This window comes from Asaia bogorensis NBRC 16594, from assembly GCF_001547995.1.
Classification (GTDB): Bacteria; Pseudomonadota; Alphaproteobacteria; order Acetobacterales; family Acetobacteraceae; genus Asaia; species Asaia bogorensis.
In genome coordinates, this window is record NZ_AP014690.1 from 287516 (window position 1) to 312489 (window position 24974).

23 protein-coding genes and 1 tRNA gene are annotated in these 24974 nt (G+C 58.4%); 11 read left to right on the forward strand and 13 right to left on the reverse strand.

Going from position 1 to position 24974, the window contains the following annotated elements:
* The first annotated feature begins 7 nt into the window (after positions 1-7).
* From hflX to Asbog_RS01330, 3 genes are all read left to right on the forward strand, one after another.
* Positions 8-1312: a GTPase HflX gene (gene hflX, locus Asbog_RS01320; RefSeq protein WP_031240186.1), complete on the forward strand. Its 1305-nt coding sequence runs from the start codon at positions 8-10 to the stop codon at positions 1310-1312.
* Positions 1313-1367: 55 nt separating this feature from the next.
* Positions 1368-2240, forward strand: coding sequence for an inositol monophosphatase family protein (locus Asbog_RS01325; protein WP_062163803.1), 873 nt, complete (start codon positions 1368-1370; stop codon positions 2238-2240).
* 79 nt (positions 2241-2319) lie between these two features.
* The gene (locus Asbog_RS01330; RefSeq protein ID WP_023977894.1) at positions 2320-2739 is read left to right on the forward strand and encodes a host attachment protein; all 420 of its coding nucleotides are present in this window, start codon (positions 2320-2322) and stop codon (positions 2737-2739) included.
* A gap of 107 nt (positions 2740-2846) precedes the next feature.
* Here the strand turns inward: Asbog_RS01330 and Asbog_RS01335 are convergent, their stop codons facing one another.
* On the reverse strand, positions 2847-4175 hold the full coding sequence (locus tag Asbog_RS01335) for a hypothetical protein (protein ID WP_062163804.1): 1329 nt from the start codon (positions 4173-4175) through the stop codon (positions 2847-2849).
* A gap of 357 nt (positions 4176-4532) precedes the next feature.
* Entirely contained in the window at positions 4533-5726 is a 1194-nt protein-coding gene (locus Asbog_RS01340) for a globin domain-containing protein (RefSeq protein WP_062163805.1), read from the reverse strand.
* 82 nt (positions 5727-5808) lie between these two features.
* Here Asbog_RS01340 and Asbog_RS01345 point away from each other — a divergent pair, with 82 nt between their 5' ends.
* Positions 5809-6249, forward strand: coding sequence for an RrF2 family transcriptional regulator (locus Asbog_RS01345; RefSeq protein WP_062163806.1), 441 nt, complete (start codon positions 5809-5811; stop codon positions 6247-6249).
* Here Asbog_RS01345 and Asbog_RS01350 read toward each other — a convergent pair.
* On the reverse strand, positions 6241-7695 hold the full coding sequence (locus Asbog_RS01350; protein ID WP_062163807.1) for a SulP family inorganic anion transporter: 1455 nt from the start codon (positions 7693-7695) through the stop codon (positions 6241-6243). The genes Asbog_RS01345 and Asbog_RS01350 overlap by 9 nt on opposite strands.
* Positions 7696-8048: 353 nt before the next feature.
* Here Asbog_RS01350 and Asbog_RS01355 point away from each other — a divergent pair.
* Positions 8049-8124 (forward strand) — tRNA-His (locus Asbog_RS01355).
* A 198-nt stretch (positions 8125-8322) separates the two neighbouring features.
* Here Asbog_RS01355 and Asbog_RS01360 read toward each other — a convergent pair.
* The 5 genes from Asbog_RS01360 to Asbog_RS01380 all read right to left on the reverse strand — a co-directional run bounded on the left by Asbog_RS01360 (position 8323) and on the right by Asbog_RS01380 (position 14247).
* Entirely contained in the window at positions 8323-9765 is a 1443-nt protein-coding gene (locus tag Asbog_RS01360; RefSeq protein WP_231944620.1) for a mannose-1-phosphate guanylyltransferase/mannose-6-phosphate isomerase, read from the reverse strand.
* Between the two features lie 123 nt (positions 9766-9888).
* On the reverse strand, positions 9889-11355 hold the full coding sequence (locus Asbog_RS01365; RefSeq protein ID WP_062165630.1) for a phosphomannomutase: 1467 nt from the start codon (positions 11353-11355) through the stop codon (positions 9889-9891).
* Positions 11356-11417: 62 nt separating this feature from the next.
* Complete coding sequence (locus Asbog_RS01370) at positions 11418-11927, reverse strand: hypothetical protein (RefSeq protein WP_231944621.1); 510 nt, start codon at positions 11925-11927, stop codon at positions 11418-11420.
* Positions 11924-12823 (reverse strand): SDR family oxidoreductase, encoded by a 900-nt coding sequence (locus Asbog_RS01375; RefSeq protein WP_062163809.1) that lies wholly within the window; start codon positions 12821-12823, stop codon positions 11924-11926. The genes Asbog_RS01370 and Asbog_RS01375 overlap by 4 nt, the downstream gene beginning before the upstream one ends.
* Before the next feature lie 2 nt (positions 12824-12825).
* Positions 12826-14247, reverse strand: coding sequence for a hypothetical protein (locus tag Asbog_RS01380; protein ID WP_146926423.1), 1422 nt, complete (start codon positions 14245-14247; stop codon positions 12826-12828).
* Between the two features lie 234 nt (positions 14248-14481).
* On the opposite strand from Asbog_RS01380, the gene rplM reads away from it, so the two are divergent.
* From rplM to Asbog_RS01395, 3 genes are all read left to right on the forward strand, one after another.
* Entirely contained in the window at positions 14482-14958 is a 477-nt protein-coding gene (rplM, locus tag Asbog_RS01385; protein ID WP_023977905.1) for a 50S ribosomal protein L13, read from the forward strand.
* Positions 14959-14963: 5 nt separating this feature from the next.
* Complete coding sequence (gene rpsI, locus Asbog_RS01390; RefSeq protein WP_023977906.1) at positions 14964-15449, forward strand: 30S ribosomal protein S9; 486 nt, start codon at positions 14964-14966, stop codon at positions 15447-15449.
* A gap of 719 nt (positions 15450-16168) precedes the next feature.
* Positions 16169-18316 carry a Hint domain-containing protein gene (locus Asbog_RS01395; RefSeq protein ID WP_171840638.1) on the forward strand — a complete coding sequence of 716 codons (2148 nt, stop codon included), beginning with the start codon at positions 16169-16171 and terminating at the stop codon, positions 18314-18316.
* Between the two features lie 115 nt (positions 18317-18431).
* Here the strand turns inward: Asbog_RS01395 and Asbog_RS14135 are convergent, their stop codons facing one another.
* Positions 18432-18611: a DUF2256 domain-containing protein gene (locus Asbog_RS14135; protein WP_083510647.1), complete on the reverse strand. Its 180-nt coding sequence runs from the start codon at positions 18609-18611 to the stop codon at positions 18432-18434.
* 175 nt (positions 18612-18786) lie between these two features.
* Between Asbog_RS14135 and Asbog_RS01405 the strand changes: the two genes are divergently transcribed.
* Together Asbog_RS01405 and Asbog_RS01410 are read left to right on the forward strand one after the other, a co-directional pair.
* On the forward strand, positions 18787-19596 hold the full coding sequence (locus tag Asbog_RS01405; RefSeq protein ID WP_062163813.1) for an alpha/beta fold hydrolase: 810 nt from the start codon (positions 18787-18789) through the stop codon (positions 19594-19596).
* On the forward strand, positions 19593-20474 hold the full coding sequence (locus Asbog_RS01410) for a sugar phosphate isomerase/epimerase family protein (RefSeq protein ID WP_062163814.1): 882 nt from the start codon (positions 19593-19595) through the stop codon (positions 20472-20474). The genes Asbog_RS01405 and Asbog_RS01410 overlap by 4 nt, the downstream gene beginning before the upstream one ends.
* A 6-nt stretch (positions 20475-20480) precedes the next feature.
* Here Asbog_RS01410 and arsH read toward each other — a convergent pair whose 3' ends face one another.
* The 3 genes from arsH to Asbog_RS01425 form a co-directional block, all read right to left on the reverse strand.
* Entirely contained in the window at positions 20481-21173 is a 693-nt protein-coding gene (gene arsH, locus Asbog_RS01415) for an arsenical resistance protein ArsH (protein WP_062163815.1), read from the reverse strand.
* A 41-nt stretch (positions 21174-21214) separates the two neighbouring features.
* Positions 21215-21568, reverse strand: coding sequence for an ArsR/SmtB family transcription factor (locus Asbog_RS01420; RefSeq protein WP_062163816.1), 354 nt, complete (start codon positions 21566-21568; stop codon positions 21215-21217).
* Between the two features lie 114 nt (positions 21569-21682).
* Positions 21683-22543, reverse strand: a complete 861-nt coding sequence (locus Asbog_RS01425) for a glucose 1-dehydrogenase (RefSeq protein WP_062163817.1) — start codon at positions 22541-22543, stop codon at positions 21683-21685.
* A 537-nt stretch (positions 22544-23080) separates the two neighbouring features.
* Here Asbog_RS01425 and Asbog_RS01430 point away from each other — a divergent pair.
* Positions 23081-23398: a hypothetical protein gene (locus Asbog_RS01430; protein WP_062163818.1), complete on the forward strand. Its 318-nt coding sequence runs from the start codon at positions 23081-23083 to the stop codon at positions 23396-23398.
* Positions 23399-23465: 67 nt separating this feature from the next.
* Here the strand turns inward: Asbog_RS01430 and Asbog_RS01435 are convergent, their stop codons facing one another.
* Complete coding sequence (locus Asbog_RS01435) at positions 23466-24665, reverse strand: PepSY-associated TM helix domain-containing protein (RefSeq protein ID WP_062163819.1); 1200 nt, start codon at positions 24663-24665, stop codon at positions 23466-23468.
* Between the last annotated feature and the right edge of the window lie 309 nt (positions 24666-24974).

Here is a 24974-nt window from a genome sequence, read left to right on the forward strand (position 1 = left end):
CGTGTCAGTGACGACAAGTACGACACCCCCCGCGACACGCGCTGCGGTCATTCTACCCTGGGCGCGCCCGACACCCAATGACGAGTTCCGTGCTGCGGAAGCCCGTCTTGAAGAGGCTGTCGGGCTGACCTCTTCCATTGGTCTCGTTGTCGTCAGGCAGGCCGTTCTGGCGATTCGTGCGGTCCGCCCTGCGACCCTGTTCGGCAAGGGGCAGGTTGAGCAACTGGCCGAGCTGGTGCACGAGAATGACGTCAAGGTCATGATCGTGGACGCCAAACTCTCACCCGGCCAGCAGCGCAATCTCGAGAAGGCACTGGACTGCAAAGTGCTCGATCGCACCGGGCTCATCCTGGATATCTTTGGCGCGCGCGCAGCGACCCGTGAGGGCGTATTGCAGGTCGAACTCGCGCATCTGGAATATCAGCGCTCACGTCTCGTCAGGCTATGGACCCATCTTGAGCGTCAGCGCGGTGGTTTCGGCTTTCTTGGCGGTCCGGGTGAAACCCAGATCGAGGCTGATCGTCGCATGATTGATGAGCGTCTGGTCAGATTGCGCAAGGATCTCGATCAGGTACGCCGCACGCGTGGCCTGCATCGCTCCGCCCGCAAGAAAGTGCCCTTCCCGGTGGTCGCTCTGGTGGGCTACACCAACGCGGGCAAATCGACGCTGTTCAATGCACTGACCGGCTCCGCCGTGCATGCGCAGGATCAGCTTTTTGCGACGCTGGATCCGACCATGCGGGGTTTGCGTCTGCCGTCAGGGCGCAGGGTCATTCTGTCGGATACGGTCGGATTTATCAGTGAATTGCCAACCGAGCTGGTTGCGGCCTTTCGTGCGACACTCGAAGAAGTGGCCGAGGCTGATATCATTCTCCACGTGCGCGATATTGCTCACCCGGATAGTGCCGCCCAGCGTGCTGATGTCATCAACGTGCTGGATGGCATGGTGCGCGATGGCATGCTGGATGAAAACTGGCCCGAGCGAACCATCGAGGTTCTGAACAAGGCCGACCTCATGGGCGGTATCGAGGCTGTCCCGCGTCATCCCGGCTGTGTGGCCATATCGGCCATGACAGGCGAGGGGCTGCCTAATCTCTATTCGATGCTCGATCAGCATATGACGGCGTCGATGAGCCTGACACGTGTGAGCCTTGATATCAGCAACGGTGCCGCGCTGGCATGGCTCTATGAGCATGGCGAGGTTCTGGAACGTCTGGACCAGGAAACCGAGATCACACTCGATGTCCGATTGTTCGAACAGGACCGGTCACGCTTTGGCCAACTCTACCCGGATTGCCTTGTATCTGCCTGAAATCCTCCTGATAGTGGATTGAGGGAGGATAACGGTCTCTCCCAGGGAGGAACGATTGAGCGAGGGTGAGGCGATCATGACACCGGTGCGGACACGCACCGTGACGCGAGCGGTGCTGGAGGATCTATCCGTGATCGCCCGTGATGCGGCGACACGGATCATCATGCCCCGTTTTGGTCGTCTGTCCGAAGCTGACATACGTACGAAATCGTCCCCATCCGATCTGGTGACGATTGCGGACATCCTCTCGGAAGAATTTATTGCGGGGGAGCTGGCGCGCCTGTTGCCAGAGGCTGTCCTGATTGGCGAAGAGCGATGCTGCACCCAACCGGCCCTGATCGAAGAAGCCGGTAGAGCCCCGCTAAGTGTGACCATCGATCCTATCGATGGCACAGCCAATTATGCCGCCGGCTTGCCGGTTTTTGGCGTGATGATGGCGGTTCTCGAGCACGGCGTGCCGGTTGCGAGTGTCATTCATGACCCTGTCACAGGCAGTTCTGCCCTTGCCCTGATGGGTGAGGGCGCCTGGACGGAGGACCCTTGTGGGGCAACCCGTCCCATGCGGGCGGCACGGCCTTTTTCCCGTATTGAGGATGTAACCGGAAAAATTGCCTGGCGTACGCTGCCCATGGGTGACACAGAGCGCGCCGACCAGGCGCTGCGTTCCATGACCGGTTTATGGGATTTGCGCTGCGCCGCGCATGAATATCGCCTGGTGGCAGGGGGGCACGGGCATGTGCTGGCTTACAGTCGCACGTGTCTGTGGGATCATTGCCCGGGTTGGCTGCTTATGCATGAAGCCGGGGCTTATGGTGCGCGTTTGAACGATGTGCCTTACCATCCTGCGGTGCCGGGAAGGGGCCTGCTTTACGCGCCCGACCGAGCGTCCTGGCAAATGGTCCGTGACGCGTTGGCCTTGTCCTGCTGAGCCTGCTTCAAGTATCTGTGTAAGCAGAAACTGCCTTTACCAGATTGCGTTCATTATTCGTGAACACAGGAGAAGTTTTATGGCCGTTCAGGACCCAGTACTTTATGCAGTCTGCGATGGAGAAAAGGCACGCTTTCTGCGCTATGATGGCCAGCAGATGCGTACAATCCAGCGCTTTGGAGCCCACGATAAGGCGACGGACGCAGCGGGTGATGTCGCTTCGATAAAAGAGCCGCGTTCGGATCCGAAAGTGCAGGTCAAGGAGCGGTTCGCCCGACAGATTGCAGATGAAATCGAGACGGCACTAAACGACAACCCTGCCCTCGAAGGGCTCGTACTTGCGGCGGCACCTCACGTGCTTCACGATATTCGCGAGCATCTGTCGAAAGCGACCAGCAAAAAGCTGATCAAGAGTGAGAGCAAGGATCTGACGAATATCCCCGATCAGGATCTTCTGTCACATTTCGACCGCCCCGCGACTGGCTGGCCGAAACCCTGAGTCAGGTTTTTGGTCTCGCTGGAAAGCATGACGGGGAGCTTGTCTCCCCATTTTTCATTTCCCTATCTGCCCATTGATGTAACTGGGAGGTACGTGGCCAACTGCGGTCAGGTCGGGAATTCTGATGGAATTGAGAATTCTTCCCATTCGAGGTTGTTCTTCGAGTTCAGTTCATATGTGCCGTTCGGGTGTGAGCACAGATTGCCCAGGCGTGACCTGATATGGTGGTGCGCGTTGCGGGCACTTTTCACAAGGTGAAACCCCGATGGGCGTGCTTCATCCGAAAGCATGATATCGCCCTCATGCTCGTAAAGGTATAATGTCTCCTCACCAATCGTGATCTGGAAAAACAGGTGGCCACCGAAGCGCTTCAAGATCACAGGTCGATGCAATGGAGCGCTCCCGACCAGGTCCCCGCCGATGAACGTATGATTGGTAATATCGTAACACAGGATGTGCCCGTGGAAGCCCAGTGGCGCCGGTACGAGACGTTTTATTCCTGCGGCGAGTACCTGTGATCGTTCAATATTTCTGCCGTAACGGGCGTAAATCAGAGGAAGGTTGCGACAAATCGCAGATCTGCCGAAGCTGCCTCGCTCGGACAGACGGTGGGCGAGACGACCGATATCAAGGGCCTTCTCGAAGAGTGGCTTGAGATTATCATGCACAAAAATTGTGGGTGCCAAAAGGGCCCTGAAGGACCAATCCGGGCGATGATGTATAGTGCGTGTAAATAGCGCTTCGACATTATTCAGGCTTGTGCGGCGCTCCTTCGCAAAGGTGTGGCAGACGGTCTCCCGCGTGCCATTTGCGAGTGCATCCATGAGACGAAGGAACTTGTGGCGTCCCGTAAAAGCCCGGGGAATAAAGTGCTCAGAATAGAAGCTTGGGATCAGGGTCACATCGTGAGCTGTCAGCTTCTCTGCAATAAGTCCTACGTGATACGTATCGTGTCGGTGGTCTGGATCATGAACAATGAATATGCGTCCCCCGACATCTTCCGAGCCGATGAACATGCCTCGTAGCTCGTCCTTGAAATAGCGATCAATGTAATCTGGATCCAAATCGCAGAGATCTGGGTCCAGTGAGTACTTCGGCGCCATGGAAAACACCGTTTTCGCATTCAGCCGGCGTGACCATTTCAGCGCCGGGTAGGCACCCATCGAATATCCGAAGATGATCCTGTTCTCGACGTCAGAAAGGCGATCATTAACGAGCGAGATCACTTGCTCTACTTCAGGGGAAATGAACCAGAGTACCTTCTTGGTGGTGATACCAATACTACGTATATTACCGATCCGAAGCGGCCGCTCAGCAAAAAATTCATCTGTTGCCCGGTGGCATTGATCTGCGGCCCCGAATGTAACGACGGCGTATTGACTATCGCCTTCAATCTCGTGGACGACCAGATCGTCACCTTCGAAGATAACAGCCATTACGCCCTTCCCCTGATAACAAGCCTTAACGAGGTACAGATCTATAAGAAAAAAATAAAGTAATATAACGTTTCTATCATGCAAACGATTCCGATAAAATATTATGTGTAGTGTATACTAGTGGACTATATATTGTATCGAACAATACATATTTCGGTATCTCAAATATGAGAAATAAATCTCAGATCCATACACAATAGTCTCTCTGAGGAAGAGAGCAGGAAAAAAGCGCACGCTGCGTTTGTCGCTGGGTCGGGAAGACGATAACGACGATCTCTGGTCGAAACTCGGTAACATTGCCCGCAACGTTGCGGCGCACATCGCAGGTTGAACCGATCGCGATGTGCGCAGAGAGCGTCAGCCCAGGAGTGGTTCGTCCGAGCCAAAAAATTCGTGGTGCAACTGCGCGCCTGGGACGCCGAGTTGGCGCAGGCCGCCAATCAGGTCACGTTGAAAGCCTCTGGGACCACAGACGAAAACATGCGTGTCGGCGCCCATCTGGTCGAAAATCCACTGGGCCGAGATATGCCCTTTATGGCTTGGCACTGGCAGGTTGTTGCCTTCGCCCGAACTGCTGAACAGATCGATCCGGCAAGCTTCCGGTTTGGTCGCGGCGTCAACGAAGGTAGATTTGAAGGCCATGCGGGCAAAATCGTGATCACCGTGTACCAGTCGTATTGCTGGACTGCTTTTGCGGTCGCCTGCCGCCAGGATCATGCTCATGAAGGGCGTGATACCAATTCCCGCGCTGACCAGAATGACAGGCGATGTGCCGCTTCGGGCGAGTGTGAAGTCTCCGGCGGGCGGCGCCACATCGAGTGCGTCACCCTCCTTGAGCACGTCGTGGAACCAGCGCGATACCTTGCCCAAGGGGTCACGCTTGACCGAAATCCTGTAAGCGCTCGAATCGGGCGCGCTTGAAATGCTGTAACTGCGCCGCGTGGAAAGGCCATCACGGTCCAAGCGGAATGTCAGGAACTGGCCGGGCTCATGGCGCAGAACCGGCTTGCCATCCACAGGTACCAGCCAGAAAGAGGCAACGGCATTACTCTCTTTCGTTTTGGAGGCAACCCGGAACGTGCGCCATTCGCGCCATCCACCGGGCAGCGCCGCGCGCTCAGCGTAAATCCTGGCTTCCCGATCAATCAGCACATCGGCGAGAAACCGGTATGCATCTGCCCAGGCGTCGATAATCTCGGGAGTCGCAGCATCACCCAGCACTGTCTTGATCGCGCCCAGAAGCGCCCTGCCTACCACGGGGTATTGCTCGGGTTTGACCATAACGGCGACATGACGCTCGGTGATAAGACTGAGCGCGGCCTCCAGCCTTTCAGGGTGTTCGATATGCCGTGCATAGGCCAGAACCGCTGCCGCTAATGCGTGGGGCTGACGACCATTGGCCTGATCGGTCTGATTGAACATGGCTGCAATCGCAGGATCGCGCATCAGAGCGCCATACATGGTCTTGGTGATCTCTACACCATGGGCCTCCAAAGCGGGGATTGTCGCCTTGACGATACCAGCAGTGCCGGATTTGAGCGGTGTGATCATCCTTCGACTCCTAAAAGATGCAAATAACATACATCTTTTAGGGTGAATGCACTTAACATGTAAATATGATATATCTTCAAATATGCGCCTGACCCTTCATACCGATTATGCCCTGCGCACCCTGTTCTACCTCGCCCTCAATCCTGATCGCCGTGTGTCGATTCATGAGATTGCCCAGCGCTACGACATTTCCGAGAATCATCTCGTGAAGATTGTGCACCGGCTGGGGCAGGGAGGGTTCGTTACGACCATGCGTGGGCGTGGAGGCGGCCTCGTGCTTGGCCGCCCTGCTGAAGAGATCAATATCGGAGCGCTTGTGCGCTTTACCGAGGAGGATATGGCCCTCGTCGCCTGCTTTCAGACGGGCCAGACCTGTCTTCTCACCGGCGTCTGCCGCTTGCAGGGGGTGCTGGGCGAGGCGCTAGAAGCATTCATGGCCGTGCTGGATCGGCAAAGCCTTGCCGATCTTGTTGCGTCGCCAGAGCGGGAGGCTCTGGCGAAACGCCTCCACGGTTCACATTGAAAGAAGGGGCTCGTCTGACTGCTCGGCGATAAGACCATGACGCCGGCTATGCAGCCCCTCGACGCGAACGGTGATCGATCTGCCTTGGAGCTTGCTGACGATTTTCTCCAGAATATCGACCGATGTGATATCCCAGAATGTCGCATCGGCGAGATTGATTTCGACCACCGGTGCCTTTGTCTGGAAGTCGATCGCATCGTACAGCATGTCAGCCGAGGCGAAGAACACCTGGCCGTGTACCAGATACAGATCAGCTTCAGCCGATTGCCGGGTTTCGACACGCAGCATACCCATGGCCCGCCAGGCAAAGAAAACGCCGCTCAGCAGCACGCCAACCGCCACGCCAGCCGCGAGATCATGCGTGGTGACTGTGACAATCACGGTGATGATCATGACCAGGCTGGAAAGCTTGGGGTGACGCATGAGATCACGCAGCGAGCCCCATGCGAATGTGCTGACTGACACCATGATCATGATGGCAACAAGCGCTGCCATGGGAACACGCGCAACATAGCTGTGCAGGAGGACCATCAGGATCAGCAGGAAGGCACCTGCCGTGAAGGTGGAGAGTCGTCCGCGGCCGCCATAACGAAGGTTGCCGACCGTCTGGCCGATCATGCCGCAGCCTGCGATGCCACCAAAAAGTCCGACCAGTATATTGGAAATGCCGAGCCCGGTGCATTCCATACGCGGTGCGCCGTGGGTATCTGTGTGGTCATCCACCACACCCGCGGTCATGAGGGATTCAAGCAGACCCACCGAGGCCATCGCCAGTGCGTAGGGCATGACAATCTCGAATGTCTCGAGCGTAAGGGGGACATGCGGCAGGGTAAAGCCAGGCAGGCCGGTAGGCAGGGCGCCAAGATCAGCCACCACATGCACAGGCATCGGGTACCAGATGGTGATGAGTGTCAGGACGACGATACAGATCAGGGGGGAGGGGATGGCCGTTGTCAGCTTCGGTAGCAGGTAGATGATGGCAAGACCAAGCGCGATCAGGGCATAGGTGTGCCATGTCACATACAGCATCTGCGGCACCTGCGCCGAGAAAATCAGGATGGCCAGCGCATTGACGAAACCGGTCTGCACCTCTTTCGAGACGAAGCGCATGAGCACATGCAGTTTCAGCAGGCCGAATACGATCTGCATGGCGCCAGCGACTAGCGTGGCCAGAAACAGATACTGGATACCGTGATGATGCACGAGCGCTGCGGCAACAAGCGCCACCGAACCGGCAGCGCCGGAAATCATGCCCGGTCGGCCGCCCGTAATGGCAATCGCGACGCTGATGACAAATGACGCGTAGAGTGAGACAGCCGGCGAAACACCCGCAATGTATGAAAAGGCAATGACCTCGGGAATGAGCGCAAATGTGCCCACCATGCCAGCCAGCACCTCGCGCAGCGGGCTGAAAGCCCACTGTGCGCGATAAGTCGAGAGGTTCAAGGGACGATTCCTTTCGTCGGTCAAAGATCAGCAGGGTCTCGTCGTATTCCGGCCCGACGCGGCAATGATGTGCAGAACCTAGAAAGAGCCGTCTCCCTTAGCAAGGGGGGCTATCTGGAATACGTGTCCGGGATTGCGAGTTATGCTGCCCTGATTGGTATCGATCAGCAGAAAGGCAATCGTGCTTCGTGCGTACCGTGCCTCTGCGGGCGTTGAGGGACAGAGCAACATATCCGGCAGGTATTGCCAGCCAGAACAGGTCGATGGCCGGTTTCCTCTCGGGGTGGAAAAGAATCTCGATAAAGGGACTAGACGACAGCCCTGCATTTCTCTAAATCGGGCGTCGCTGTGTGGCGGATGTAGCTCAGTTGGTAGAGCGCCGGTTTGTGGTACCGGTGGTCGCGGGTTCGAGTCCCGTCATTCGCCCCAGCATTTTCCACAAAATATGATCAGAAAAAGCATCGTGAGTGCTCGCGCATCTCATGTCTGCGCCCTGCTCTACGGTGGTTTCATGCAGTTTGCCGGACTACCCGGTGGCATGCAGAGCATCGAGTAGTCACCGCACCTGAATGTCGGCTCTTTCGGAAACCCGGCACACGATCGTGTATGCCAGGCTAATTTTGCGGATCAAGGGCGCGCGTACACATCCTCAAGACGAATGATATCGTCCTCACCAAGATAAGGGCCGGACTGCACTTCGATCAGTGTCAGCGGGATCCGGCCTGGGTTGGCAAGACGATGGGTGCATCCAAGTGGCAGATAGATGCTCTCGTTTTCTCTTACAATAATCTCATCGCTATCGCGTGTGACGACGGCCGTACCGGCAACCACCACCCAATGTTCGGCACGGTGAAAGTGCTTTTGCAGGGAGAGGGTGTGACCGGGGTCGACATGGATCCGCTTCACCTGAAAACGGTCGCCCTGGATCAAACTTTCATAAAAGCCCCAGGGGCGGTACATCCGGTTATGCGACAGGGCTTCGGCACGGCCTGCCTCGCTTAGGCGGGCGACCATTTTCTTGACATCCTGCGCCCGGTCCCGATGCGACACCATCACGGCGTCTTCTGTTGCGACCACAACAAGATCATCCAGCCCCATAACCGTTGTCACCGGCCCATCGGAGCGGACGTAGCAATTGCGTGTGCCGTCCAGGAACACATCGCCTGACGTCACATTGCCATCGTCGTCCTTGGGGCTGATTTCCCACAGGGCATCCCAACTGCCGATATCAGACCAGCCAAAACGTGCCGGCACGACGGCGGCATGAGAGGTGCGTTCAGCGACCGCGTAGTCGATGGAGATATCGGGCGAGCGGTTGAATGCTTCAGGGTCGAGGCGTTCGAAGTCGAGATCGGATTTGCGGCCTGCAACGGCCTGTTCGACATGGGCGTGAATATCAGGCTCGAAGGTGCTGATTTCGCGCAGAAGGATATCGGCACGTGCAACGAACATGCCTGAGTTCCATGAATAGCGCTGATCCTGAACGAGCCGTGTCGCTGTTGCCAGATCGGGTTTTTCCATGAAACGCGCGACACTGAAGGCGCCCGATACGTCTGCCAGGGCATCACCGCGTTCGATATAGCCATAGCCGGTTTCGGGTTTGGTCGGCTCGACGCCAAATATCGTGACATAGCCCTTTTCTGCGGTCTCTGCGGCAATGGCCAGTGTCGAGAAAAGGGCGTCCATATCGGTGATGGCGGCATCCGCAGCCATGACCCAGAGAATGGCGTCTGGCGTGTGCTCAGCGACGAGAAAAGCTGCCGCGGCAATAGCCGGGGCCGAATTTCGCGCCGAGGGCTCGAGCACGATTCTGGCGTCATCAATTCCGATCGCCCGCAACTGTTCGGCAATGATGAAGCGATGTGACTCGTTGCACACAACAATAGGCGCTTCCAGCCCGGCAGCCATGCCACGCATGGCGGTTTCCTGCAGCAGGGTCTTGTCTGTAAGGAGCGGCCAGAACTGTTTGGGGAAGCTGCTGCGGGACACCGGCCAGAGGCGACTCCCTGAGCCACCGGAGAGGATGACAGGAACAATGCGATGAGGGGTCGTCAGGGATGAAGAAGACAAGACTCGATCCAGTTGAAATTGCTCTGGAGACTGGGCTGCGGCGGGTCTGCCCGGGCGACACTCTGATGCAGGATTTCCAGAGCCTTGCGGGCTGTCCGTTGCGCCGACCCTAATCCCTAATGGTCAGTCGCGCCAAGAGGTGGCAAGCGTGAGAGCGGTTGCGAGAAGAAGGCGGGCCTGTGTCTGGGTGGCAGCCTCGGCATAAAGCCGTAGTTCTGGCGCATTGCCTGAGGGACGGAAATGCACGACATCCTGCGACGCGAAGGTCAGGCGTAGGCCATCCGTCTCATCGACGTGAGCGATGTCACCACAAAGAGCCGCGAAGGCGGGCAGATGCCGGTGGGTGGCCAGTGAGTCGCGCAGGGCCGCGATGGCCTCAAGGCTGCGGTCGGTTGCCAGTGGTGTGATCCGGTCGCTCAACGTGTAGCGCTGAGGCAACGTCGCGACCAGAGCTGCAAGATCATCCCCGTGGTCGCGCGCAGCCATGAGGGCGCAGAGCATCGGGAGAACCGCATCACGTGTTGGCAGAGCGGCAAGCGCGCCGCCGGGAGCTGTGGCCGTAGGGCGCATGACCGGTGTGGCGAGGAGGAACCCTCCATTGGCCTCATAGCCCACGGACGGAGCCAGCCCCGATTGCGCGGCTTGCGTCATGGCAGCAACGACATAGGGTGAGCCAATGCGTGTGCGGTGAATCGCACGAGCAAACCCGGCTTTTTCAAGGGCGGTATTGCTGTTGATGGGTGTGGCGACGGCCTGGGCCCCGAGATAACGGGCGGCGAGAATGCCGAGGATATCGCCACGGAGCCATCGGCCCTGTCGATCCGCAATGAGGGGGCGGTCGGAATCGCCGTCTGTCGTCAAAAGGGCATCGTAAGCCCCTGTCGCTGCCCAGGTACCGGCCAGAGCGACGTCCTCGGGGCGAACCGCCTCGGTGTCGACCGGCATGAATGTTTCCGACCGGGCCAGCGGTGTCACCCTGGCGCCAAGTGCCTTGCACACACTGACCAGGCAATCTCGCCCCACGGCGGAATGCTGATAGACGCCAAGGCGAAGGCCCCGCAGCGCATCGGCCCCGAAGAAATCGCGATATCGGGCGATATAAGGCGTCAGAACATCAATGGGGTCCGGTAACGTGAAACGTTGGACGAGGGCACCATGGTCGTCGAAAAGTCCGGCAGGGAGCACAACACTTTGCTCCCGCATCCCGGGCTCGTCTTCTTTCAGAAATTCCCCTCGGGCACGGTTGAATTTTATACCGTTGCGATCAGCGGGAATATGGCTGCCTGTCACCATCAAGGACGGTATGCCGCGTGCATAGGCATGAAGGCAGAGAGCAGGTGTTGGCACATAACCGCAAAAGACCGGCACACCGCCCGCATGCTCAATGGCGGCCGCGCAGGCGGAGAGGATGCGCGGCGTGCTGGGACGCAGATCTCCCGCCAGGGCAACCGGGCAGCCGGGCATGAACTCGCCCAGTGTGCCGAGATGCTGCAGATATCCGAGCACATAGGCAAAACACACGTCATCGCGCATGGCCGAAACAAGACCACGCGCACCGCTCGTGCCGAAACCGACGCCCGAGCGGGTCATCCAGGCGCCGATTGTCGAAGCGTCAGACATGGGCGTGCTGCTCCTGCCGTCCGGGTCCGGTCCTATACGCGCCCATAGCCGAAGCTGTCGCGCGCGCGGGGCGCCAGACGGCAGCATTTCCATCCCCCTTCACCCATATCCGGCGTGTTCTGGTCGGTTGCGGGGGTGAGGTAACCATTGGGCAGCAGCACGTAGTGGGTGATGTGCAGCTCTGGCCCCTTGAGGAAGACATTGCGCCAGATCTTGCCGTCCACCGTATATTCCCTGAGCGTCCATGTGCCATCGAGCGTATCGGCCCGGTTGAACATCATGTCCTCTGCCCAGAATGACTGGCGATGCAGACGATAGCGGCCCGATGTCGCGGTTGGGGCGCCATCCAGAACCAGCTCGATCGAGATATTACCCTGCGGCGTGGGGAGTGGGTTGAACCCGTACCAGTCACCGAAAACCGGCCCTGTCGGGTCGGTGCAGCCCGCCAGTGTGGTGCATGACACCATCGCCAGCATCAGGCAGCCGAGGCGGGACAGGCTTTTCAGGGCGCGGGGTACGGACTGGGGCATCGGGCGGGTCATGGGCGCATTCCAGAGGAGAGGGGGGGCTGTTCGGAGGCGGGGGAGAAGAGACGGGACAGCCCGACCTCGAGCGGAACGGGCGTTATGCCCAGCCGGTCCTGCATGGGCTGGACGGGAAAAGCCTTGTCCTCGAGCAGGCGTCGTATCTCGGCGCGCCCTATGGTGGGAAAGCCTGGCAGCCTCGCTGCGAGGGGGGCAAGGGCCTCGAGCAAGGGGCCGGGCAGGGGCAGAAAGAGCCGACGCCCCAGACCGGCAGCCTTGAGGATCGCCTCGATGAATTGCCGGTAGGTGACGGCCTCGGGGCCGGCAATGACGAGCGCTTCTGGGCCGGTCAGCCTGCCTGTTTCGGCCAGTTCCAGCGCGGCAAGAACCGCGCGTGTCACGTCATCCTGATAGATAGGCTGCACCAGAGAGCGTCCGCCATTGGGCAAGGGAATGACAGGCAGGCGCTTTAGCAGGCTGGCCAGGCGCTGCACGTTGTCCTCACCCTGTGCACCATAGATCATGGTCGGATGCAGGATCATGCCTTTGCGCCCTGACGCCAGCAGGGCAGATTCGCCAGCCAGCACCCCATTGCCATGCGCGTCCGGCCAGCGCGTGAATTTTCGTGTGCTGCCAAGGGCAATCAGGCTGGCAGTGGCCGGGGCGGCGGCAAGAATGGCAGGAATGAAGCGGGCATGGGCAGTCGAGACGATCCGTTCAGCCCCCTCAAGAGCCGTGGCAAGGGTGGTGGCGTCGTTCAGATCGGCCATGCGCGCCGTACGACGTTGGGCGCTTTCGAGTTTTTTCGGGGACCGTATGACGGCAATCACCGTGTCGCCCTGCGCGGCAAGCGCCCGGGCGATGGCGGAGCCGGAGCGACCACTGGCCCCGATCAGATGGATGGGTGACGCCATGTTCAGTGCAACGTCGTGGAAAGGACGGGCGGTGATGACCAGGCCCGTGCCATGGCAGGATCCTGCGATAGCGGCTTGATCATTCTGATCATGCTGGAATTATCGAGGGGTACTGGCGGTCGGAAGGAGAGCGTCAGGCTTTTCCCTGTAGGGGACTGCACGAATTCGGGGACCGCACTCAGCCCCGGGACCTTCTGTACGACGAAGGCCAGTGACATGAGGAGCGTCGGTTTGAGATCCTCAAGGGTCATGTTGCGCTGGGCGGCGATGCGCGTCAGGAGCGCATCGAGATTGCCCCCTTCATCCGTGTAGGTCAGATCGGTCGAAACGAGGGCGGGCAGATGCTCCGCATCGTAATTCTCGAGATTGTTCATGGCGAGCCGGGCATTGACCGTGAAGGATTTCGGGGTGGTGGCCGTCAGATCAATCATTCCTGTACGCGTGGTCGTGTTGAAGGACATGGTCTGGTTGACCGTGTTGATGTGGACAACCGGGGGCAGGACAAGCGAGAGGGGAGACGCAGGGCCGATCTTGAGAGAGGAATTACGCGTCTCTCCCCGTGTTTCGATCGTCTCGCCTTCTTTCCAGCGGCGCATGTCGCTGGTCTCCGATGTCAGTTGCAGGTTGAGGAATGAGAAGGACAGACCCTTGGTTTCGGTTCTTGCAGGGGTTTCCAGCGCATCGGACAAAAGCGCGACGTGAGCCGGCAGGGTGCCGCCCCTGAATTGCTCCGCCCAACCGACATAGCGGGCGTAGCGTATGCCACTTTCATGCATGTCGGTAATATCGAGGCTGACAGGTGCGGTTGCCTGGTGGGTGCTACGGGACAACAGGCCCGCCACCATGCTGTCTTTCGCGCAAAGCACATGACCTTCGTGAAGGCTTCCGGCATTGCCATCATCGTGGCCGTAATTATCGAGAGAGGCGTAGCCCATCGTGAGCGTGCAACCGCTCGATGCGGTCAGGGCGATGTCATGGATCTGACCATGACGAAAATGAATTTGCGAGGCCGGCGGCAGGGTGACGATATCGCGTCTCTCGCGGCTGAAGGGCGGTAGCAGAAGCTTCTTGAGCGTCACTTCGCCAATGGTACCGCTCACAGGCCCCTGAACTGTCACATGATCAGCATGGATCTGTGAAAAGCTCAGCCCCGTTGCAAGATAACCCGTGGGATTGTTGATGGTGAGATGTCTTGCCGCGAGGACAATATCACCGCGGATGAAGCGGGCATTCTCGAAACCGGCACCGCGTGCGAGAAAGCGCGGATAGGCCTGATCATATTCGAAACGTGAGTCGGGCGGCAGGTTGGCACGCAGGCTCGCAAGGGCGCGTTGCAACTCAGCCTTGGATTCGTGGCGTACCCCGATAGCACCCAGACCGATGACAACAAGGCACAGGCCTGCGGCAAGCAAGGGTCTTTTCACGTCAGATCATCCTCTTGAAACGGCCTCAATCGACTGGCTGCATGTTAGTCCGGCTTTGCAACAGGGACAATCTCAGGTGTTTTTTATGCGGTATCATGATACCGTTATGCGAAAAATGGCGGAAAACAGCCATTTTTCGTGTGGTAGCCAGAGTCGAAAAAGCTTGACCTGCGAGCGGGCACGCCCCATAAGGCGCCCCCAATACCAACACATGTTGCTGGATCAGTCAGAATCATGAAGACCACACTTTCGTTGAAGCCTGCAGAGGTGACGAAAGGCTGGACCCTGATCGACGCCGAAGGGCTCGTTCTTGGCCGCCTCGCCACCATCATCGCGACCCGCCTGCGCGGCAAGCACAAGCCCCAGTACACCCCGCATGTCGATTGCGGCGACAACATCGTCGTGATCAACGCCGAGAAGATCGTCCTGACCGGCAACAAGGTGGGCCAGAAGCTGTTCCACTACCACACGGGTCATCCCGGTGGCATCAAGGAGCGCACCATCACGCAGCGCCTCGAGGGCAAGAACCCCGGCAGCGTGATCGAGAAGGCAGTCGAGCGTATGATCACGCGCGGCCCCCTGCAGCGCGCCCAGATGAAGCATCTGTATGTCTATGCCGGTGACAAGCACCCGCATGAAGGCCAGCAGCCGGTCAAGCTGGATGTTGCGTCCATGAACCGCAAGAACACCCTCAATGTGATCGAGGCCTGAGAGATATGTCTGAAACTCAAGAGCGCACAGGTACGCTTCAGGACCTCGCCGGTATCGCTCCTGCCACGCAGGCTGCTCCGGTTCACGAAGTCAAGCGCGATGCACAGGGCCGTTCCTATGCAACGGGTCGTCGTAAGGACGCCACGGCACGCGTATGGGTCAAGCCGGGCAAGGGTGACATCATCGTCAATGGCCGTCCGGTCACGACGTACTTCGCCCGTCCGGTTCTGCGCATGCTGATCACGCAGCCCTTCCTGCTGACGGATCGCTACAACCAGTTCGACGTGTATTGCACGGTCAAGGGCGGCGGTCTGTCCGGCCAGGCTGGTGCAGTGCGTCACGGCATCTCGCGCGCCCTGACCCATTATGACCCCGCTCTGCGTGGCATTCTGAAGGTTGCAGGCTTCCTGACCCGCGACAGCCGCGTTGTCGAGCGCAAGAAGTACGGTCGCGCCAAGGCTCGTCGTTCATTCCAGTTCTCGAAGCGCTGATACTTCGGGGCTTCGGCCCCGCAGGAATCGACCCGTTTGTGCGGGACGTTTTGGAAAAACCCGCTCTCGCAAGAGGGCGGGTTTTTTCATGCCTGCTTTCTCGTTCCGGGTTACCTGGTGCCGCTATCGGCGCTGCCATGACTGCGTGAAGGCAGGTTTAACTCTCTGCCCCGCGCCCATGGCTACGATGCCATGCAAGGCTTGTACAACTCATGGGCGCTTCCTGTCTGGCTTGCCGGCAAGGTCTTATGAACCGCCTGACTGCTTGCGCAGTGTCCCTCCTGCTCTGCCAGAGTCCGTCAGAACCGTGATGGCCACCACGACCTCCGGATGTCTGAAACCAGCTCCAAGGACACATGGGCGGTTCCATGTCTTATGACGATCTTAAGGCAGGAATATTGCACTGAACAGGATCTCCATAGATTATATAAATAAATACAATATAAAGAGATACACTTATGTGCATAAATAATATATAAATAATATAACACAGTTTGTTGCAGTGAGAATTTTTTTCATATTGTGGGTATTTTGAAATATTGCAGCGCATATATTGGGTAGAAAGCATCCTGATACATTTCTATGGATAGGCAACTCGGACGGAGATTGTGGAAATGTCATATATCGGAGCAGGATCGACTGTATATGGAAAAGATTACACAGATGAGTTGACGGTATACGGTACGGTCAGCGGTGGTAATTCAGTTAATACAAATATTATGAATGGTGGGGCCGCTTATTACCAGAAAAACACTGCAAAAAGAACTGTATCCAACGGTGGAAAACTTTCCGGATGTTCAACAGATTATTATGCGATCGATAATATCCTGAGTGGTGCGGTCATCTATGAGCACTCCGTACGGGCCGGAGGGAGCGTCTATCTCGATGGTGAGGCGCGGAACGTGACGATCGGCACGAATGCTTATTTCAAAGTCAATACCAGAGGCTATCTATCCCGAGTTGAGATCGAGAATGGTGGTGTGCTCGATATGACGAGCGCCTCTTCGGGTCTTGATGGCAGAGTATACAATAGTGGTCATATCTCAGGAGGGGGCGTTGCCTCGACCGCCATTGTCAGCAATGACTCTGGCGGTACGATCACGGGACAGAGCAATGGAGGATCCCGAACGACAGCCGCTGGCGGCACACTCGTTAACTGCGTTACGGCCAATGCAGGTCGTGATGTTGTCGCTGCCGGAGGTCTGGCGCTCAGCCAGACGATTACTGCGGGGGGAACGATTGGCGTTGCCGGTGTGGCTTCCGGCCTCAACGTCACCAGCAAGGGTATTGCCACCGTCAGCAATGGCGGTGTGGTCAAGGACGCGAACATCGCGGCAGGGGCGACCCTTACCGGCCTTGCGGGTGGCAAGTTACAGGGGGCGATCAACGTGCGTGGTATCGTCTCGGGTGGCTCGGTCTTTGGGGCCGGAACGGTCGAGCGGGTCTATAGTGGTGCCACGATCGCCAACCAGACGGTCATGTCCGGAGCGACCGTGGCAATCAATGCGGGAGGTGTTCTCGCCGGCACGTTGTCGGTTCAGGCGAATGCAACCGCTGTGATCGATGGGGCAGTCGGTGGCACGATTGATCTTGCAGGCGCCAATTATGCCACGTTGACCATACTTTCCGACAGCATGCCATCCTCGATCATAACGGGATTCAACGGAACCACTGCGGCAAGCGACAGCATCAAGCTGGTCGGGTTGCGTCGCGAGGACGTGGTGAGCGTAGACTTTCCGACGGCTGACACCATGAGGATCACCATGCGTGACGGGTCGACCCGTACGCTCAACATCAAGGGGATCAAGGCGACGGGCTATACGTTTGGTATGGCGGCGGATGGCAGTCTGGTTGTCACTGCCTGCTTCCTGCCCGGAACCATGATCCGTACCCCTGCCGGAGACCGCGCCGTAGAAACTCTCGTAGCGGGGGATCTTGTCTGCACTGTTGGGTCGGATAGATGCGTGAGCGCGGTCGCTATCGAGTGGGTTGGCAAGGGCGAGATGACCGATGCGCAGGAAATGGAGCATTACCCGGTTCGTATTCGTCGGGGAGCGTTTGCCGAGAATGTGCCGGATGCCGATCTGCTGGTGACAGCCGAGCATTGTTTCCTGCTGGGCGGGCGCCTTGTTCCTGTTCGAATGCTGGTAAACGGTGAATCGATAAGCTTCGAGACCGGACTGCCGTCCTACAGCTATCATCATATCAAGATGCCGCACCATTCCGTTCTTCTCGCCAACAACACGCACACGGAAAGCTATTTTGACGACGGAAGCAGTGACCAGGCCGCTTCATTACAGCGACTGGGTCATGTGGACGACGTGCAGGGCTCCTCGGGAATGAACCGCTGTGCTCCGCTCGATACGACACGTGAGTTTGTAGAGCTTCTTGCCCGCAGACTCGCCGCCCGGGTGAAGGTTAGCCTGACACAGGGTCACGTCACGCGTGAACCGGACTTGCATCTCGTGACAGATAGCGGAAAGCGCCTGAGGCCATTGCGCCGCAACGACAAGGGCTACGTATTCCAGGTGCCAGGAGATACCCGCTTTGTGCGCGTTCTCTCACGCAGCGATAGGCCCGACCTCGCCAGGGGAGCCTATATCGACGATCGCAGGGAGTTGGGTGTCCTGATCGGAGATATCCATCTTTTCAGGGAAAACGGGTGTCATGCCATCAACGAGCATCGCGAGCGCCCTTACCTTGAGGGATGGTCCGATCTTGAAAGCTCGGCCTATCGATGGACACAGGGTGACGGTCTTTTGCCACTGGCAAGATATCTGGGGTCTGATGACGCCATGCTGAGCATTGATGTTGTTGACACGTCTTTCTATCGCAACACATCCCGGGATCTGAGAACAGCGGCATAATCACGAATCACCACGTGCCATTCTCCACCTGCAGGATGATTGCCTCCATTCCGCAGGACGAACGCCAACGACCGTTACGGCTCAGGCATTGCGTCAAGCCTGACCGGGTACGTGGTTACGATCGGGTAGCGCTGCCGGCCTCGTGTCGGCAGCGTTCCGAACAATAACGCACCTGATCCCAGTCACGAGCCCATTTCTTGCGCCAGGAGAAAGGGCGGTGGCACACGGGGCATATTTTCTGGGGCAGATCTGCCTTGTCTGGCCGGGGTGGAATGTGCCCCTTTCCGCGGGCCATAACGTTTTTCCTTCGATGAGCGATCCATCAGAACGCCCGAGAGCATGCAGGTTTTCGTGCTGTTGCGTGACGATCGTTTCATGAAACCCGATCCCGTCTCCGGACGCTTGCGCAGCCATGTGAGCTCGAAGCACTGGCGGCATCCTGTATGCCGCCTCATCCGGAGGAACGGCCCTTGCCAAAAATTACTGCCAGTGACGGAACGACCCTTCATTACAAGGAGCAGGGCAGCGGGCGCCCGCTGATCATGATCCATGGCTGGACATTTTCAGGCCGGTTCTTCCATCGCAATATTCCGGCACTGGCTGAAAAAGCCCGTGTCATCACACTCGACCTGCGCGGGCATGGCGAGTCTGGCAAGCCGGACCACTCCTACCGTATCGCCCGCCTCGCGGCGGATCTGCGCGACCTGATCGCGCAGCTTGAGCTTGATGATGTGACGGTTCTGGGCTGGTCCATCGGTTGCCCGATCATCTGGTCTTATCTCGAGCTGTTCGGAAAGGCGCATCTGCGTAACACCATCTTTGTGCAGCAAACGCCCCGTCAGTATTTCTCTGCTGAATGGAAATACGGTCATGCTGCGTGTTACGATCAGGCCGGATTGGCTGAAACCATCCAGAAACTGACCCTGACGCCGGAGGCATTCGACCAGCAGAATCTTGCAGATTGTCTGGCCACCACACTGTCGCATGACGAGCGCACCATGCTCCTGGCCGAAATGGCCAAAAGCCCTGCTCATGCCCGCGCCGCAATGATGGCGGACCATACAATGCATGACTGGCGAGACCTTTTGCCCCATATCGATCTACCTGCCCTGATGATGGTCGCCCGCAAGGACGCCGTACTCGTGCCCGAAGGCCCTGCCTGGGTGGCGGAGAACATGCCGAAATGCGACGTGCTCCATTTCGAGAACAGCTCCCACATGCTCTTCATTGATGAAACAGCGAAATTCAATCAGGCCGTGCTGGAGTTTCTCGACCGATGAGCCCTTTCCCTTTTGCATTCGGCATGAATCAATTCACCACCCAGCCGTGGTCATTCGAACAGGATGTTGAGCATTATGCCCGCCTCGGCGTGCAGGCGATCGAGATCTGCGAAGCAAAGCTCGATGCGGATAACGCCCCCCGACAAATGGAAATGGCGAAGGAGGCCGGACTTGCCATCAGTGCGGTGCAGCCGTCGATACGCACGTTTTTCGGCAGTCAGATGGCACCCGAGCCTCAGGCTACCCAAGCGCGTGTAACGGCTTTTGCGGATAGCCTGAAGCGCCTTGCACCCTATGCCGAGGGCGCGTCGTTTGTCATGAATACCGGCGCACCACCCGAAGGCGATATGCAACGCTGCCTGGACGAGACGCAAAAACATCTGCGCACTCTCGCTCCGCTTGCGGCCGATCTCGGAGTCAAACTGGCCATCGAGCCACTTAATCCCGTCTCGATCAATGTCGAGACGGCCATCTGGACCATTGATCAGGCATTGGATGTGATCGAGGCCGTTGGGCATTCCTCATGCGGGCTCTGCCTGGATTACTGGAACATCTGGCAGCAGCCCGATTGTGCCGGAGCAATTAGACGGGCAGGCACGGCAATCCTTGTTGTGCAGGCCAGTGACTGGCGCACGCCCCGTTCCGGTATGGACCGTCTTATTCCCGGGGAGGGGGCCATTCCGCTTGGGGCACTGATGAAGGCAACCTACGATGCTGGCTATCGCGGCGCCTGCACAGTCGAAATCTTCTCTTCCGGCGTTGAAGACAGCCTCTACGACCGTGATCTGGCCACCGTCATCAGGCAGAGTCACGAAGGGCTGCTTTCTGCCTGGGAGGAGAGCCAAAGCTGTGACATGTTGCCCCGCCGAACGGAGTGAAGCCCGTTACAGGCCGCCCGGTAGTTCGAAGGCAACCTTGCGTTCACTATAGCGGTCAACAAGATAATCGGCACGGTCACGGGTCAGCAGGGTGAACTTGACGAGTTCGTCCATGACATCAACCAGCCGGTCATGGAATGACGAGGGGATCATCCGGTCATTCTCGTCGAACTGTTTGTAGGCCATGGGCACGCTGGATTGATTGGGTATGGTGATCATGCGCATCCAGCGGCCCAGAATGCGCAGGGCATTGACTGTGTTGAAGCTCTGCGAACCGCCGCAAACCTGCATGACGGCGAGCGTTCGTCCCTGGGTCGGGCGTATGGAACCGGTTTCGAGCGGGAGCCAGTCAATCTGGTTCTTGAAAACAGCCGTCAATGTGCCGTGGCGTTCGGGGCTGCACCAGACCTGACCTTCTGACCACAGGGACAGGCGGCGCAATTCCTGCACCTTCGGATGGTCATCCGTCACGGAATCGACTATGGGCAGGTCCATAGGGTCGAAAATCTGCGTTTCTGCTCCGAGCGCCTCCAGAATACGGGAGGCCTCGATCACGAGTAAGCGGCTGAACGAGCGCTGGCGCAGCGAACCGTAAAGCAGCAGGATACGCGGCCGATGCGTGGCGCCGCTACGAGGCTCAAGCCTGTCCTGGTCGACAGGATGAAGATGGCGGGGATCGTAGAGCGGGGCATCCGGCATGTAGGGGCGTCCTTTATTATGTTCATCAGGAACACAGGCGTTCAGCTTTTCGGCTTTGCACCCATCGTGCAGAGATGCAGCCCGGACAAGATTGGCGAGGCGAGATCAGGGCGGTCTGTGCAACATTCCGACAGCAGAAACGCCATCAGCTCTGCAAGCTGCCCCACGGCTGCCCGGTAAATGACCGCCCGGCTCTGGCGCTCTGAGGTGAGGAGCTCCGCACGCTGCAAAATGGCCAGATGCGTTGAAATCGTGTTCTGTGGTTGCTCAAGCTGGGTCGCAATTTCGCCGACACGCAGGCCGTCCGGCTCGTGACGCACGAGCAAACGTATGATCTTCAGGCGTGTGGCCTGTGACAGCGCAGCGAAAGCTGCAAGGGCTTCTGATGTTTCCATATATCTGGATTAATTGATATGTTATGCTAGCGCAATGCGGAGCGAGGTCTCAACCGGTCAAACTCGCGTGTGCCGGGGCATGGCGCAAAAGGAGTACCATGCCCGCAGAGAAAATCAGCCGTTGATGATCGTCCCGCCATTCACATGCAGCGTCTGGCCTGTCACGAAGGATGAATCAGCGCTCGCCAGATAGACATAGGCCGGCCCGAGTTCAGCCGGGTCGCCGCATCGGTCCATCGGCACGGAATTGGCCAGCCCGGAGACTTCCTGCGGGTCGACAGGTCCCCAGCTTGCCGGCTGCAGCGGTGTCCAGACCGGTCCTGGCGCGACCGCATTGACCCTTATGCCCTTGGAAACGAGTTCGAGTGCCAGAGCGCGGGTGAAACCCATCTCGGCGGCTTTCGTCGTGGAATAGGCCAGCAATCCTGCACTGCCGCGATAGGCATTGATGGATGAGGTATTGATGATGGCGCTGCCTTCACCCAGATGGGCAAGGGCCGCGCGCGTCAGATAGAAATACCCGTTGATGTTGGTGTCCATATGACGCTGCCATTCATCATCGGTGATGGTGGCGCTGTTCTGGTTGACCACCTGCCAGCCGGCATTGTTCACGAGGATATCCAGAGTGCCGAACTGCTCGATCGTCTGTTTTACAGCGTCATTGCAGAAGGCGCTGGAGCGTATGTCACCGGCGATGGCAAGCGCCTTGGTCCCTTCTTTCTCGATCAGGCTGACGGTCTCCTGCGCGTCTTCATGTTCCTCAAGGTAGAGGATGACGACATTGGCCCCTTCGCGGGCGAAATGCAGCGCGGCAGCCCGGCCGATCCCGCTGTCAGCCCCGCTGATCAGCGCCGTCTTGCCCGAAAGCTTGCCACTGCCACGATAACCATCGCGGATATGAACGGCGAGCGGGCGCATTGCCTTTTCTACACCGGGCTGATGGGATTGCGACTGGGGAGGGATCTGCTCTGGCATCGGCTGGCTCCTTGGGTCGAATGACCACGGATACGATTTCACGGACCCGTGAAGAATGCCTCACATGGCGTGATGTTCCGTCAGGTCACAGTGTTCAACCCGTTGTGAACGACCCTGCTCACAAGAAGGGAGCGGCAGCCTGAAGCGTGTTCTTTGATCGCCAGAGAGGTTTCATGGAAATTCCATTACGTTGAAACGTTCATCCGACCGCCCTCTGCGATGTCAGGCTGATGGGGGAAGACTGTCCTGTTCGAGCATGGTGTTGCACGGGCAAAAGGGGGTGGTTCACAAGGATGTAAAAGGCTAGAGAGATTTTCCTGCGTTCTGTCCCGCCCGCTGGGGGGATCGCGCCAGTCGATCAGGTGAAGACACGTTTCCCGGATCCGTTATGTCGCGCTGTCAACCTCGTGTCGCGTGCCTTTGTTTTCTTCAGGGAGCCTGGTCCTGACTCGTTCCGATGATCCCAATCTCCATCTGCTTGATGAGAGAGGGCGACGCATAAGAGCCGCACGCAAGAACGGCAGGGTCTGGATATTCATGGTGCCAGGGCAGATCCAGACCGTACGACTGGTGTCGAGGCTTTTTCATCCTGCCTGGGCTGAGGGCAGTCATTACGGCCCATCGCGCGGTGTGCTTGTCGGCAAGATCACGTTCTTCGACTCAAACCGGACCCATACGATGACCGAGCATCTCGACAGCCCTGCGCTAGACGGCTGGTGTGAGAAACACTCAGCCCAGTCACGCTGGACTTCGGGGGATGCAATGCTGTCTCTGGGTGATCAGGACCAGATCGACCCCGGTGTGCTTTCGGTCGAGATCCTGTCTGACGAAACATATGAGGACGACGATCTCTAAGACCTGATGCTGTGATGTTCTTGCGGCTGGACAATGTCGCAAACGGCTGGAAGCGCAGGTGTCAGGTTCAGGACCGGCGACCCGTCTTGCGTGTTGCGACACGGCGGGCACGTCGCTTGCCAAGCCAGATCAGCACGCCTGTAGCGGCAAGAGCCGCCGTAGCGACACCGCTCAGACAAACCAGAATACGCCCCGGCAGTCCTGCGATCCGCCCGCTATGAAAAGGGTCCTGTATCTGCAGGATCATATCGCCAAGGCGGCCCTGGGGCGCCATTACGGCCTGCTTCGTCGCACCTGTCTGCAAATCCACTGTGACGAGCGGGCTGCCAAACCCGGCAGGAAAACGATCCGAGTCACTGAACAGATAGAACAGGGCGGTATCGGGCGCGTGGGTCAGCATGAGGGCAGCGGGTCGGGCAGACCAGCCATGCGTGATAACCCATTTGTGGGCGCGACTCTCGGCCTGTTCTAAGGTCAATGCATGCGGGCCCCCGGGCAGGGCAATCTCGGCTTGCGGCGGGGCCAGAGGGAACAGGGCACTGACAGCAGGCTGGAAGATCTGGGGGCCGAGTGCCAGCGCCACGCCACTGACTGCCATGCCGAGAAACAGCAGCCACAACCATAATCCTGCAGCCCGATGCAGGTCGAAAAACAGGCGCAGGGCATTGCGGGGAGAGGCCACCAGCCATGATTTCTTCCATCCCGGCCAGAAGCGCTGCCGCCACGGAGCAAGGGCAGGCGGCAGGGTGAGGAGGAGGCCATTCAGGCAATCCAGACTCCAGATCAGCGCTGTGATGCCGACAATCCAGAGCCCTGTCTGACCGGCAACCAGCGAATAATGCAGCCGGTAGATAAAGGGCATCAGGGCGCGCCGCCCGAGGCAGCACCCCTCGCTCAGTCGCCCCCCCATTTCATGACCATCCGATGGATCGAGAAAGATCTCGTCCCATAACGGGTGTCCGGCATGGTCCCTGAGCGGTGAGAGATAGGCATGGATCGTCTCGAAGCGGGCAGGCCTGTAATCGAGCAGGATGAGCGATTGACCGGGGTGCCGCGTTTCGATGGTTCTGATCAGGTCAGATGGCGCGAGATGGCTATCGCCATGCGTCGTCGTAAACAGATCAGGGTTGAGTATCCGGTCAAGCTCGACCCGGAATACGCTGATGCTGCCCGTCAGACCGAGCACAATAAGCAGTGGGGCCAGAACCAGACCGAGATAACGGTGAAAGGCCAGCAGGATGGGGCGCGCAGGGCGCAGCGGCCACATGAAGCGGTCAATATGCCGGCCGCGGTCCGTTTGACGGGGGGCGCGAGGCCGCAAGGGGGCTGGCACGCTGGGAATGGGGCCGTTCCAGTCACGAAGGCTTGAGCTCGCTTCTGGCTAGTGAGTGCGCAAGTAATAGTCAATCGCAATATGACGATAAGGCTGGAACCGGGCCTTCGAACGTACGAAGGCGATATAAGGCGCAGCCGGGCATGCCATAGGACGATGTTTGGGGGGGTATGCGGCGATGATCGGTGAAGCGTGGTCCATCTTCTATCGGCCCCGTGAAAAAACAGAACCCCGCCTATGGGG